We start from the raw sequence: 14411 nt of genomic DNA, 5'->3' as shown, positions 1-14411 counted from the left end.
TCAAAGTTTGCAATAAAGAATAAAGACAGTATAACGAGCTTGGTAGAAAGCAAAAATAGCATTTACCGTTATTTACGATAAATGCTATTCGTTAGTTTTACATATTTGGCAGATATTAGCACGCCGCTAAGCCGTTATATACTTAATAAGAGACTCAATAATAGGTTTATTAACCTATTGAGCATCAACATTAGGTACGCGGGATAATTTTGCTAGCAGACGATAAATAGTATCAATCAGCTGATGACGATGCACTACCTCATCAACCACACCATGCTCTAATAAAAACTCAGCACGCTGGAACGGCTCTTCTAGCGTCTCGCGTACGGTCTGTTCAATCACGCGCTTGCCAGCAAAGCCAATCATCGCTTTAGGTTCTGCCAGATGAATATCACCAAGCATTGCAAGTGATGCGGTCACACCGCCGTAAACAGGATTGGTCAGTACCACGATATACGGCACGCCAGCAATTCTTAAGCGTTCAATCGCAGCAGCAGTTCGTGCCATTTGCATTAATGAAAGCACACCTTCTTGCATACGCGCACCGCCAGAAGCAGCAAAGCAGACTAAAGGTACTTTATCTTCAAGGGCTTTTTCGGCAGCTTGGACAAAACGATCACCAACCACTGACCCCATAGAGCCGCCCATAAAGCGGAAGTCAAACGCACAAGTGACCACATCAAGATTGCGCAGCTTACCATACATCACGATCAGCGCTTCGCTCTCGCCCGTTTTGGTCTGTGCTTCCGTCATCCGTAGTGGGTAAGGCTTGCTATCTACAAATTTTAGCGGATCTTTGGCGGTAAATTCTTGCCCAAGTTCACCTTCTACTTGATCGAGCAACCAGTTTAAGCGTTCACGAGCACTCATCGGTAAATGATGGTCACAATGCGGGCAGACATAACAGTTAAAAATCAGCGCCGTATTAGTAATCATTGAATGACAACTCGTGCATTCTGTTGACGGCTCGGTTTCTACTGCGGTTAATGGCGCTGTTAATTGCTGCTTTATACCCGGTATCGGGCGATCAAACCATGATTGCCCAGCCATATTACTACTCTGCTGAGCGCTAGCAGCACCATCATTATTAGTTTCAGATTTTGTTATCGTATCAGTCATATTATTCGCCATTATCAAAGGCTTATCGGCAAGTTGGCTCATTCACTTGTCACTAAGAGTCGTTTTATAAGAATCAGTTTAAGAGTCACATACAGTCATAACATGAGCAGTTATAAAGCACGCTTACGCGTAACTGTAACAATTTATATGTGATGTTAGTTTACACACGTAAACTAACTTTAGCAAAGCCAATTGACCGTGTCTGTATAAACATTATTATAAAAAATGTGACGCTATTTTAACTCAGCCATTCGCACTCTTAAAAAATTAAGCATTCAAACTATCCAGTGCGCCGCGTAACTCATCCATTTTTGCCATGATTTTCTGCTGTGCATTAGCGACAGCCGTGGCATCATTGGCATCGATATCAGCAAAATTCTGCACCAATGCACTACCGACGATAATACCATCAGCATTAGCACCGATTGCTTTAGCTGACGTCGCATCACGAATACCAAACCCGACACAAACTGGCAAATCAGTTTCTGCTTTAATCGCTTTTACATGCTTAGCGACATCGTCAGTATCTAGCGTTGCCGAACCAGTCACACCTTTAAGCGATACATAGTAGATATAGCCACCACAATGGGTCAATACTTGCTGACGACGTTCAGCCAAAGTCGTTGGAGACAATAAGAAAATCTCATTCATCGTATGGTCAGTTAAGTGCTGGGTAAAGCTACCTGCCTCCGCTGGTGGCAAATCAACCATCAAAATCCCATCAACGCCTGACTGCTCGCATAACGCCACGAAGTTATCATAACCAATAATCTCAACTGGATTGAGATAACCCATGAGGATAATTGGCGTTTGTGTATCTTGCTGACGAAACTCTGCGACCATCTTTAGCGCATCACGAGTACTGGTGCCCGCTGCTAATGCACGCTCCCCTGCCAGCGCAACAGTTGGACCATCTGCCATTGGATCGGAAAACGGCAAGCCAACTTCAATCATATCCGCGCCGTGCTTGACTAGGTCATGTAGCAAACCAACAAAGTTACTAGGATTAGGATCGCCTGCCATCACATAAGGGATGAGTGCTTTTTTATTTTGTGCTTTTAAATTTTCAAAAGTGCTTTCAATTCTGGTCATAGTGGTCTCTTAATTATTATAAACTAGCTTATTCCACCCTTTATTAAATAATCTGTATTAAATATTAAAGGGCGCTAAGCAGTTTTTCTTATAAGGATAATGCAATAACTAGTAAAGATAGTTGTGATTACAACTCGATACCTTCTGCCTTCATCACTGAATGCAAATCTTTGTCGCCGCGACCTGACATATTAACGATAATCGTTTGGTCAGGGGTCATGGTTTTAGCTAGCTTCAGTGCATAAGCAACGGCATGAGCAGATTCAAGCGCAGGAATGATGCCTTCTTTACGTGTGACTTCATGAAAACCTTCTAACGATTCCTTATCGGTGCAGCCGACATATTCGACACGCTTCATGTCTTTTAAGAAGCTGTGCTCAGGACCAACACCAGGATAATCAAGTCCTGCCGAGATAGAATGGGTCTCTTGAATTTGACCCTCGTCATCCGCCATCAAATACGTACGGTTGCCGTGTAATACACCAATACGACCTGCTGCCAACGGCGCTGAATGACGACCAGTTTCGATGCCATCGCCTGTTGCTTCGACGCCATACATTTTAACTTCTGTGTCGTTTAGGAAGTCAAAGAACAAACCAATGGCATTAGAGCCACCGCCAACACAAGCAACTAACGCATCTGGTAATTTACCCGTCATTTGTAAATGCTGAATACGCGCTTCTTTACCGATGATCGCTTGGAAATCACGTACGAGTAGTGGATAAGGATGCGGACCGGCAACCGTGCCAATAATATAATACGTGCTATCAACATTGGTCACCCAGTCACGCATCGCTTCGTTCATGGCGTCTTTAAGCGTGCGTGAGCCAGAGGTGACTGGTACAACCGTCGCACCAAGTAAGCGCATACGATAGACGTTCATTTTTTGACGCTCAACATCGTCAGCGCCCATATAAACAATACACTCTAGACCCAAACGCGCGGCAATCGTCGCAGTCGCAACGCCATGTTGCCCTGCTCCGGTCTCTGCAATAATACGTTTTTTACCACTCATTTTAGCGAGTAGCGCTTGTCCGATGGTGTTGTTTACCTTGTGCGCGCCAGTATGGTTTAGATCTTCACGCTTAAAGTAAATTTGCGCACCGCCAATCTCATCACTCAGGCGCTTAGCATGATAAAGCGGCGTTGGGCGACCAACATAATTGACCAAATCGTTGTGGTACTCTTCCCAGAATGCAGGATCAGCTTTGACTTTGGTATATAACGTTTCTAACTCTTCTAGTGCTGCCATCAAGGTTTCAGAGACAAAGCGGCCACCATGGACACCAAAATGTCCGCGGGCATCAGGATATTGATTAAAATCTTGCACGCTTTCTGGATTGGTAAAGGTATTGATAGCTTGGGCGGTGGTAGATAAATCTTTATTAGCGACATGACTCATGGTAATTCCTACTGTAATAAGTGGTATTTTTTAGGATTAGTATTTTTTTAAAATAACTATAGGGGAAACAGTTTACGTCGTTAGCTTTGGCAGTTTGAAACTATAAAATTTGAAACTATAAAGCTAGCTATTTATATTCGAAGGTTCGCTAAGCGTCGCGTTTTGCCATCGGTCGCGTTTGACCGCTTTCATAAAGGCCCGCATTTTAGCAGGGTCTTTTTTACCTTTATCAATCTCAATACCACCGCTGACATCGACTGCATAAATAGGCAAATCATAAGTCATAGCAACATTGTCAGCATCAAGTCCACCCGCTAAGATAATCGGTAGTGAGCTCTCTTTTGGTATAAGGCTCCAGTCAAAGCGTGCGCCAGTACCGCCATATTTATGTTGATGGTAAGCATCTAATAATATGCTGCTAGCGCCTGCTGCGGCAAAATTGTCAATCTGTGTATTAACTCTCTCAAGCGTATCTTGCTCGGTATTGATACGTAAGGCTTTAATCCAGCGCTTATTAACTGACCTTGCCAGCTGCTGGCACTGCTCAGGGCTTTCATCACCATGAAATTGAATGATATCAAAAGAGACGTTGTTTGCCAGTTTAATCAGTTCATCCTCAGGCATATTAACCACTAAAGCCACCACACTGATAAAAGCTGGTAAAGCTGCACTTAGTATTTGAGCTTGTTCGATTGTCACAGCACGCGGGCTTGGTGGATAAAACACCAAACCGACCGCATCCACATCCAATTGTGCAGCGGTATGAACATCACTAAGCTGGGTAAAACCGCAAAACTTAACGTGCATTTCATGACCTTAAATATAATCTTAACAATATATAAGCATTGATTATAAATTATAATAAGCTGTTAATTATAATATATGATGATAATTTGTTAATTGAACGGCTAATCAATTGCATACAAAAACTTATCCTAGCATACTTTTATTCATAGTTTTGTTTATGATTGCGATTGATTAAAATAAGGATTCTTGGATGTCTAAAACGATGGCGGAAAGCACAAAAAACAGCAATAGTAAGGATATTAAGAAAAATATGAGTCAGCCGCATTACTTAATGTGGTTTCGCCGCGATCTACGAGTTCATGATAATACCGCTCTAGCTGCTCTTTGTGATCGGGCAAACGCAGAGAATGCTCAGGTCAGCGCGGTGTTTTTTTGCACCCCTGAACAATGGCAAGCACATGATATGTCACTCACACAGCTTGACCATATCGCGCGCACCTTACCTGTTCTCGCAAAAAATTTGCAAACTCAATTAAATATCAAATTAACCGTACAGGTTTGTCCGAGCTTTTCTGATTGTGTTAAGACACTAAACGCGCTATGTATCGCAAACAATATCAGCTGTATCATGGCCAATTATGAGTACGAAGGCAATGAGATTGCACGTGATGAGCAATTAACCAAACAGCTCCTCGATACCGATATCGAGTTTATCCGCTGGCATGATCAATGTATCTTACCTCCGCAAACCATCACCACCAATGACAACAGCATGTATCAAGTATTTACCCTATTTTATAAGAAATGGCAACATACCTTGGAGGTGGGCGATATACAAATGCATCAAGCACCAGCTATAAATAACAATAAAGTAGATCTAAAATCATCGAAAGTTAGTGCAGACACTAGCGACGCTATAGAAGCATTATGCAAAAAAACCGTCAGCGACTATCAACAACATTTACAGAGTGATGAAGCGTATAAGTATATAGATACGGATGCCCAGCTCAACCAAGCACGCAGCGCTTACCCTGCTGGTGAAGTTGCTGCTTGTCATCGACTAGATCAGTTTATCGCTGAAGATATTAATAACTATGATGTAAGTCGCGATGTGCCAAGCTTACAGGCGACCAGCCAGTTATCAGCTTATCTGACTATTGGTGCAATCAGTCCCAGACTTTGCTACTTACAAGCGACTAAGGCGTTGGGCGAATTGCACGGAAATGAAAATGATAACTTTGGTAATTCTGATAGCGTTAATAATAATGACATCAACCGCTGGATAAGTGAGCTGGCTTGGCGAGATTTTTATCGCCATGTTTTAGACTATAAGCCCGAACTTATCCGCCACCAAGCTTATAAACATGATACCGATATCAAGGTTAATTGGTCTTATAATCAGCAGGACTTTAATGCGTGGCGTGCAGGTAAGACTGGCGTGCCATTAGTCGATGCGGCACTGCGCTGTCTCAATGCGACAGGCTTTATGCACAATCGCTTGCGTATGGTGACAGCGATGTTTTTGACCAAAGACTTATTGATTGATTGGCGCTTAGGCGAGCGCTATTTTATGCAGCAGCTGATAGATGGTGACTTTGCGTCAAACAATGGCGGCTGGCAATGGAGTGCGTCAACTGGCACCGATGCTGCGCCCTATTTCCGTATTATGAACCCCTTTAGCCAAGCCAAAAGCCATGACCCTGATGGGATATTTATTAAGAACTGGCTACCTGAGCTAAAAGAAGTTCCTGCCAGCATTTTGCATAGCGAAGATAAGATGCGCAAGCTGCTTAGCACCAGTGGTCAGCTAGTTAAAATTGACTATCCACAGCCTATGGTCGATCATAAAGTAGCTCGGCAGTTAGCGATTGCTGAATTTAAAAAAGACTGACATATAGTCAATTCTAAATAAAACAGATACATGATGTTTTTACGCGAAACTGGAATAAATTTTTCTGGCTTGCTGTGCCTGCGCCGATAGAGGCTGCGAAAAATCCATTTCAGTTCCGCTGTATCGTTTTTATACTGAACTCACTATATGACGTCAACACTAAAGCATCAATTTAATAAAAACTTCACCTACTGCACTTTAGTCACATTACCTACACCCTTATTAGTGGCAGCTGGCGCTTCTAATATACGGGTTTGGATAGTGTAGAGAGCATAGGCTAACAAGGTAAAGCTTATAATTAATAATATCCATGTAGAAAACGAGAGCGATTCTTTTGGCTTAAGACGCTTATTAAGCTGACGTTCAGGCTTAGAAGACGGTTTATTATTAGGAGTTGTCATATGCGCCACCTCTTATATAATGTTATATCACTAACGAAATTCATAAGTTAATTATGAATAACAGATAAGTTCTACTATACAATATAAATGGCGTTACTTTCAGTGGTTTTAACGATTTTAGCCATAGGCTACCGTATGATTGCCCATTTTATGGTTTTGGTAAAATTATCTAGGCATTATTTACTGGCATCTGGCACGCGCCTGCACCTTGTGTGGTAACTGTAACGACGGCTCCCGTCAAAGCAAATAACTGCTGCAACTGCACTTGTGCATTCTCTAGTGCCATAGTCATCACATCGCCGCGACAGGCACGCTCAAGTACTTCTTTTTTGGCCATACTTTGTGCTTGCTCTAAGATTTTAGGATCAACTTGCATCATGCCAAAAGCGCCGGTTTGCCAATCATAAATTTCAATATCATCTAAATAGACTGAGAATATCTCTGATGGTGGCAAGGTAATATTAATCTGCGGCATAATGGATATTGGCGCATCGACATTAGCAGTGCTATCAATAGCAGATGAATCGTTATCAGATGCCTCAGTATTAATTTGATCAATAGGTTGCACAACTTGCACCATATCTGGTGTTAACGCGCTTAAGTCAATACCAGCCTGTACACGCCCACGAGCGATGAATAGTCCTTTTTGCTCATCTTGCCATAGCTTTGACCAACTGCCTTGCTTCTGACTGGTAATCACGGTATCTACACTAAAGGCAACCGTTTGTAAGCGATTAAGCTTTTGTATTTGTGTCACCACGCCCTCACGGGTAATGGTTTCAACAGCTTCTTCTGGTTCAGAATGTTGCGCAATATAAATAGCAAAAGCTAGAGCCGCTAAACTGACAATTAACAGCAACCATGACATTATCGACACAGGTCGTTTTTTAGGGTTTTTACTAAGAGCATCTTTATTATTTATTAAAGCGCTGTCAGCTTGAGAATGGGTATTACGGTCATCAGGACTGTTCATATAAGCACCTTGAGAGTTTTATCATTTATTTTTATAATTACATGAAAAACTACGTTTTAAAAAATGACGTTCTAAATAATAAATGCTATTTCTAAGCAGCAACTTCAAGTAATGGCTACCAATACTCTACATAATTACTAATAATAGCCTTTCCAAAAAACACTTCTTCAATTGCCATAAATACGCTCAAAACTGGTAAATAATCGAGTTGTAGCCGTCTGATTTGACTCTTTCAGTAACGTTCGCTCTGAAAAAACAAAAAGTCATTGCGTCTTAGGCGAACTTTACCTAACATAGTCAGGTTGTATGTTTGAAATATCGTTTTACATTTTTTTTCAGGCTTATACGTCTTAAATACTACGATGTACGTACAGATATTTTTATACAGAAATGAAAAGTTACGCCCTTTTTTGAAGTGCTATTTATTAACGCATTATCTAATATAGTACTGTCTGTTGAAGTGCTTTTTAGCTAGGCCATGTCCTAGACTATTACCAAGTGATAAAAGGTCATCTTGCGTCGGCCATCAAACCACACGCTCAATATCCTACTATTTCTTATTTATTTTATCGTTGATAAGGTTATGCTTTATTTATGAAAGCCAGTCAATTTTTATTTGCCACCCTAAAAGAAACGCCTAATGATGCGGATATCGCTTCAAGCCAATTAATGGTAAGAGCGGGTCTGATTCGCAAAATCGCTTCTGGATTATATATCTGGTTGCCAATGGGCTTGCGCGTGTTGCAAAAAGTCGAGCGTATCGTTCGCGAAGAGATGCAAAGTGTTGGCGCACAAGAAGTGCTTATGCCGATGACCCAGCCTGCTGAGCTTTGGCAGCTGACCGGACGTTTTAACGATTATGGTCCTGAACTATTACGTTTTAAAGACCGTCATGATCGTGATTTTGTTTTAGGGCCAACGCACGAAGAAGTGATCACCAATCTTGCCCAAGGCGAGCTGCGCAGTTATAAACAGCTACCGATTACTTTCTTTCAGATTCAAAATAAATTCCGTGATGAGATTCGTCCACGCTTCGGTGTGATGCGCGCGCGCGAATTTACTATGAAAGACGCCTATTCGTTCCACGTCGACCAAGCGTCATTGGCAAAGACTTATGACGAGATGTATGAGGCTTATACGCGTATCTTTACCCGTTTGGGTTTGGATTTCCGTGCTGTACAAGCAGACACCGGTTCTATCGGCGGCTTTGCCTCGCATGAGTTCCACGTGCTAGCAGATAGTGGTGAAGATGATATCGCCTTCTCAGATTCTTCTGATTATGCTGCGAACGTAGAGCTTGCGGAATCGGTGAGCACCGCAGAACGTCAACCTGCGACGATGACACGTGAAAATGTTGATACCATCAATATGCCTACTTGTGAAGCAGTTGCTGAGTATTTAGACGTTGCACTTGCCACCACAGTCAAAACATTGATCGTAAATGGCCATACTCCTGAAGGTGAGCCTCAGCTTATCGCTGTCGTACTACGCGGCGACCATACGCTGAACACCATCAAAGCTGAGAAAATCGAAGAAGCCAATGTACCTCTAACGATGGCAACTGAAGAAGAATTGAAAGCTGCCGGTCTACATAAAGGCTATATCGGCGTTGAGCTTGATATGCCCGTCTTTGTCGATCGTGCAGCAGCAGCACTCTCAGACTTCGTTTCTGGTGCCAATGAGGTGAACAAACATACCATTGGTATGAATTGGGAGCGCGATGCTCATATCACCCGTATTGTTGATATTCGCAACGTCAATCAAGGCGATCCTTCTCCTGATGGTAAAGGCACGCTACAAATCAAACGCGGTATCGAAGTCGGTCATATCTTCCAGTTGGGTGATAAGTATTCACAAGCGATGAACTGCACCGTTTCAGGCGAAGATGGCAAACCAGTCACCTTAATGATGGGTTGCTACGGTATCGGCGTTAGCCGCATTATCGCCGCCGCTATCGAACAGAACAACGATGAAAATGGCATCATGTGGCCATCAACGCCAGATGTCACTGATTCGCTGGCACCGTTTGAAGTGGCTATCGTACCCATGAAGTCTAAAGAAGAGACGGTCATGCAAACCGCCACCGCATTATACGAAGAGCTCAAAGCACTTGGTATTAATGTATTACTTGATGATCGTAATGAACGCCCAGGCGTGAAGTTTGCCGATCTTGAATTGATTGGTATTCCACATCGTATCGTGGTTTCTGATCGCAATCTTGCGGAAGACAAATACGAATACGTCAATCGCCGTGATAGCGAGAAGCAATTACTAAGCCGCGAAGAAGTATTGGCAAAAGTAAGCAGCAAATAGCTTAAGAAAACATTAGCAATAAAAAAGCGCCTATCTCATTTAATGAAATAGGCGCTTTTTTTCGGCTAGAATTTTTGTCTAAAAGTTCTTTAAATATGATTAATCATTATTAATGCTTACATTTACTGACGAATCAAGCGACTTGGTGCTGGCAATAATGCAATATCACTCACGCGGCAAGGATTGATATCAATACCACCACGGCGTGTATACCATGCGCGAACCATGAGCTCACTTGGCTCATAGTGTTGACTTAAATCAGCAAATATCTGCTCAACACATTGCTCATGAAAGCCATTATGCTGACGGAAACTTAAAATATAACGCAGCATACTGGCTTCATTGATTGCTTTATTACTAGTAATTGAAACTGCTAACGTACCCCAGTCTGGCTGGTTGGTCACTGGACAATTACTACGTAGCAAATTAGAGTAGAAAGTATAGGGCTGAGTGCTTCTGCTTTCCAAATTAGCATCCGTTTTATCATCACTCAATAACGATGCATCTGGGTGCTCACATAACGCTACCTTATCACTACTATCCACAAGCGCGTTATCAATACAAATGCCGTCAGGTTGCGTAATTAACAATCCTGATAACGCATCATCTAATGCAAACAACTCAACCTTAACGTCGGCTTGCACACATACTGATAAATCTTTCGCAACCAAGGCTTGTACTTCTTCCCAACTGGCGAACTCAGTGAAGTTAATACTGTTTAGATATAACTTTAACGATTTAGATTCAACAATAAATGGCGAGCTTGCCGGAATACCAAAGCGTGCTACCGCGACTTGCGAAATACCTTGCGTATTTAACCATGACAGCTCAAACGCATGCCACCAATCGACGCCCACTTTTAGCTTATCATCTTGCCAGCCAATGGCATCACGTCCCATACTACGAGCAATAGGATATAGCGTCTCTGGACTATATCGGGTCGGATAATCAGTGGTTTGCTCGCCTAAAACACCGTGAATGCTCATTTATACTTCCTCATATCTATATTATTTATGACTATGTATTACTGTTTATAAATGGTGATTTATTATCAATATTTATTGTATTGGATTTCTCATTAAGGGAAAAGGTATCTACAAGCGAATACGCGAGCCATCACTTAATAAACGATAAGACATGACATAGAACACCACGCAAAATACAAAAATCGCTGCCATCGAATACCAGACGTTGACATCCGAATAGCCAAGGATACCGTAACGAAATGCGTTGACCATATAGACGATAGGATTTAGTAGTGAGATGTTATACCAAAATGGCGATAAATTCTCCATCGAATAAAACACCCCGCCAAGAAAGGTCAAAGGTGTCAGGACGAAGCTTGGAATAATAGTAATGTCATCAAATGAGCGTGCATAAGCCGCATTAATAAAGCCGCCAAGTGAGAACAGAATAGACGTTCCTAGTACCGTAAATATAGTGACGAATAAATGCTCGATACCCAGCTTAGTGAAGAATAATGCAACGATGGAGACAATAATAGCAATAATCAGACCGCGAAAAATACCACCGCCGATGTAACCCATTAATATGGCGTGCTTAGAAACCGGAGATACCAACAGCTCTTCAATACTGGCGGTAAATTTAGCACTGAAAAAGCTCGATACCACGTTAGAATAACTATTGGTAATCACTGCCATCATGATGAGACCTGGGACGATAAACTGCATGTATGGTACGCCGCCCATATCCCCCACTCGCGAGCCGATCATCTTACCAAAGATGACAAAGTATAAAGCCATGGTAATGACCGGTGGCAACAGGGTTTGTGGCCAAATACGCAGTATTCGACGAATCTCTTTTATTAAAATAGTTTGAAAAGCAATCCACTTTTTGGCTGCAGACATCGTCTCATTAGGATCTATAGTGACTTTTTGAGTCACTTCCTGAGTCACTTCCTGAGTCACTTCCTGTTTCATAATCCTGCCTCCTTCATGCTGTCCTCATTCTGAATATTTTTATCTACTAGCCGCATAAACAACTCCTCTAGGCGGTTAGACTTGTTGCGCATGCTGGCAACCTCGATATCAAGTTTGGTAAGTTGCTCAAAAACACAATTGAGCGTTTCACCTTCACTTAAAGTCACTTCAACCGTCAGCTCATCAGGTTGGGCAATCTCTGTTACCTTATCAATGACTAAAGGCTGAGTGAGCGGCTGTGTTAAATCGAGCACAAAAGTCTCAACCGACAACTGGGCAAGCAAGTCTTTCATTTCAGTATTAATACGAATCTCACCATGATCTAAAATAGCAATGCGCTTACACAGCTGCTCAGCTTCCTCTAGATAGTGAGTGGTCAGAATAATAGTGGTGTTTTCTTCAATATTAATTTGCTGCATGAACTCCCACATCGAGCGGCGCAGTTCAATATCAACCCCCGCAGTTGGTTCATCAAGAATCAATAATTTGGGCTTATGAATCAGTGCTCGTGCAATCATCAAGCGTCGCTTCATGCCACCAGAGAGCTCTCGCGACATACTATCGCGTTTATCCCATAGACCTAATGCTTTAAGCAAGCGCTCGGCACGTGGTTTTGATTCTTTAGCAGATATACCGAAGTAGCCAGCTTGAGTAATTAGAATGTCTTCTACTTTTTCAAACTGGTTAAAATTAAACTCTTGCGGTACTACGCCTAAATACTGCTTAGCAACTGAAGGATTAGCTAATAGGTCAGCGCCAAAAATATGTACGCTACCGTTAGTTGGTTTAAATAGAGAGCTAATAATGCCAATCATCGTTGACTTACCAGCACCATTTGGGCCAAGTAGTGCAAAAAACCCACCTTGTGGTACGGTTAAGCTGACATCTTTTAAGGCAGAAAAGCCATTGGCATAAGTTTTGGATAAATGCTTAATAGAAAGCGCTGGTACTTCAGACATGAATACCTCTTTATAATTTTATGAAATAAATAGTAGGGGTTATAAAATAGATTAGGTAAGCCTTAATCTGAGGCTAGCCATGATAGATTTCAACTGCGTCATACTATAAGCATGCTATTAGTACAACTCATCATTGAGCATAAATCATTTGCCAAAAAAAAGCGCCTATCTCACCAAATGAGATAGGCGCTCTACACACTTATAATCTATAAAATATTAATCTAAAGGGCATTGGCCTAAAAAACAGCCCGCTTCAAATGAATAACCTATTAAACCAAGCGCAAAAATAAGAGCCGACAATCAATTATCGACCCTTAAGCTTTTGATGTATAAATATGCTAACCAGTTGCCGCTATATAGTGCTATATAGTGCTATACATGGGCTAATGATAATTAGCTGGCTTCAGCAATCATATAATCAACAGCATTCTGAACTTCTTCGTCAGGGATATCAGCGCCACCTTTAGCAGGCATGGCGTTAAAGCCATTGATAGCGTGCGTATATAAGGTATCTGCACCTTTTGCAATACGTGGCCCCCAAGCACCAGCATCACCTAGCATAGGCGATCCAAGCAATCCTGACGCGTGACAAGTCTGACATACCGCGTTGTATACTGCTTTACCCTCACGAGGACCATCGCCAGCAGCTGGACCAGAAGAACGAGCGGTCACATCACAAACTTCATCGTCTTCGAAGCATACTTTACCAACAGGCTGAATGCGAGCAATCAAGTTAGGATACAAAGCAATCAGCTTTTGCACTTGTGGTGTATCTTCTGGAATTGGCTCTTCATCAGCTACAGGTGCTACTGCTGCAGTTTCTTCAGCTGGAGCATCTGCTTGCGCGGTTTCATCTGCAGGGGCAGCAGCATCTGTTGTGGTATCTGCAGCAGCTTGGGTATCGTCACCCAGCTTTTGAGGGGCGTTTTCAACAACGTCTTGCCCTTCTGCGACATCAGATATCGTTACAGGAGTGTCTACAACACTTTCAGCTTGGCTCACAGCGATACTAGCGATTCCTAGAATGGCAGCTGCCGATAACATAACTACTTTTCTCATTCGTCACGTTCTCTTATTACGTATACAAGGGCCGACACGACTTGGACATTCTGTCTGTCCTCCTTTGATAACAACCCGTTATCAATAGCAAACAGCCATCCCGCATGCAAGCGAACTTGTAATCGGTGATTATAAATATAGATTCTCCCTGACATTATAAGGGAAAAGACAGGTAGATTGCCATGCCTGTTTGCTGACTATATTGTTTTTTCTTAAAAAACCTCAATAGCCGCCTTCATTCATTGGCTTTATGACTTTTATTTGTTAGACTAAGCGGTCTTTATTTTTCGACAGGTTACTCTGTAAATAATACTCAATGAAATACAGTATTAAATAGCATAGCAACCAATTCGCATTATGCGCTCGTAGCTCAGTTGGATAGAGTATCGGTCTCCGAAGCCGAGGGTCGTGGGTTCGATTCCCGCCGAGCGCACCAACTTCTAGGTTTTACCATAACCTTGTATTACCCAATATCTGTAATATCCTTTAAAAACATCGTTTCACATCTTTTAATA

At 42.2% G+C, this 14411-nt stretch carries 12 protein-coding genes and 1 tRNA gene; 3 read left to right on the top strand and 10 right to left on the bottom strand.

Annotated features, from left to right (window positions below; all coding sequences use genetic code 11):
* Positions 1-174: 174 nt before the first annotated feature.
* The 4 genes from accD to DABAL43B_RS02725 all read right to left on the bottom strand — a co-directional run bounded on the left by accD (position 175) and on the right by DABAL43B_RS02725 (position 4420).
* Positions 175-1050 (bottom strand): acetyl-CoA carboxylase, carboxyltransferase subunit beta, encoded by an 876-nt coding sequence (gene accD / locus DABAL43B_RS02740; RefSeq protein WP_079693016.1) that lies wholly within the window; start codon positions 1048-1050, stop codon positions 175-177.
* A 336-nt stretch (positions 1051-1386) separates the two neighbouring features.
* The gene (gene trpA, locus DABAL43B_RS02735; RefSeq protein WP_079690963.1) at positions 1387-2211 is read right to left on the bottom strand and encodes a tryptophan synthase subunit alpha; all 825 of its coding nucleotides are present in this window, start codon (positions 2209-2211) and stop codon (positions 1387-1389) included.
* Between the two features lie 127 nt (positions 2212-2338).
* Positions 2339-3613: a tryptophan synthase subunit beta gene (trpB, locus tag DABAL43B_RS02730; protein ID WP_227516723.1), complete on the bottom strand. Its 1275-nt coding sequence runs from the start codon at positions 3611-3613 to the stop codon at positions 2339-2341.
* 123 nt (positions 3614-3736) lie between these two features.
* Entirely contained in the window at positions 3737-4420 is a 684-nt protein-coding gene (locus DABAL43B_RS02725; RefSeq protein WP_079690962.1) for a phosphoribosylanthranilate isomerase, read from the bottom strand.
* Positions 4421-4610: 190 nt separating this feature from the next.
* Here DABAL43B_RS02725 and DABAL43B_RS02720 point away from each other — a divergent pair, with 190 nt between their 5' ends.
* Positions 4611-6251 carry a cryptochrome/photolyase family protein gene (locus DABAL43B_RS02720; RefSeq protein ID WP_079690961.1) on the top strand — a complete coding sequence of 547 codons (1641 nt, stop codon included), beginning with the start codon at positions 4611-4613 and terminating at the stop codon, positions 6249-6251.
* Positions 6252-6439: 188 nt separating this feature from the next.
* Here the strand turns inward: DABAL43B_RS02720 and DABAL43B_RS02715 are convergent, their stop codons facing one another.
* On the bottom strand, positions 6440-6652 hold the full coding sequence (locus DABAL43B_RS02715; RefSeq protein ID WP_079690960.1) for a hypothetical protein: 213 nt from the start codon (positions 6650-6652) through the stop codon (positions 6440-6442).
* Between the two features lie 169 nt (positions 6653-6821).
* Positions 6822-7625 (bottom strand): DUF4230 domain-containing protein, encoded by an 804-nt coding sequence (locus DABAL43B_RS02710; protein ID WP_079690959.1) that lies wholly within the window; start codon positions 7623-7625, stop codon positions 6822-6824.
* 594 nt (positions 7626-8219) lie between these two features.
* Between DABAL43B_RS02710 and DABAL43B_RS02705 the strand changes: the two genes are divergently transcribed.
* Positions 8220-9938, top strand: a complete 1719-nt coding sequence (locus DABAL43B_RS02705; protein ID WP_079690958.1) for a proline--tRNA ligase — start codon at positions 8220-8222, stop codon at positions 9936-9938.
* 122 nt (positions 9939-10060) lie between these two features.
* On the opposite strand, the gene queF is transcribed toward DABAL43B_RS02705, so the two are convergent.
* The 4 genes from queF to DABAL43B_RS02685 form a co-directional block, all read right to left on the bottom strand.
* Entirely contained in the window at positions 10061-10924 is an 864-nt protein-coding gene (queF, locus tag DABAL43B_RS02700) for an NADPH-dependent 7-cyano-7-deazaguanine reductase QueF (RefSeq protein WP_079690957.1), read from the bottom strand.
* Positions 10925-11032: 108 nt separating this feature from the next.
* The gene (locus tag DABAL43B_RS02695) at positions 11033-11806 is read right to left on the bottom strand and encodes an ABC transporter permease (protein WP_079693014.1); all 774 of its coding nucleotides are present in this window, start codon (positions 11804-11806) and stop codon (positions 11033-11035) included.
* A gap of 68 nt (positions 11807-11874) precedes the next feature.
* Positions 11875-12837: an ABC transporter ATP-binding protein gene (locus DABAL43B_RS02690; protein ID WP_079690956.1), complete on the bottom strand. Its 963-nt coding sequence runs from the start codon at positions 12835-12837 to the stop codon at positions 11875-11877.
* 393 nt (positions 12838-13230) lie between these two features.
* Positions 13231-13896, bottom strand: coding sequence for a c-type cytochrome (locus tag DABAL43B_RS02685; protein WP_079690955.1), 666 nt, complete (start codon positions 13894-13896; stop codon positions 13231-13233).
* A 359-nt stretch (positions 13897-14255) separates the two neighbouring features.
* Between DABAL43B_RS02685 and DABAL43B_RS02680 the strand changes: the two genes are divergently transcribed.
* Positions 14256-14332, top strand: a tRNA-Arg gene (locus tag DABAL43B_RS02680).
* Positions 14333-14411: the final 79 nt, after the last annotated feature.

Origin of the sequence: Psychrobacter sp. DAB_AL43B (assembly GCF_900168255.1) — a bacterium.
Taxonomy (GTDB): domain Bacteria; phylum Pseudomonadota; class Gammaproteobacteria; order Pseudomonadales; family Moraxellaceae; genus Psychrobacter.
The sequence above is the reverse complement of the archived record's forward strand: the minus strand, read 5'-3'. Positions and strand labels throughout refer to the sequence as shown.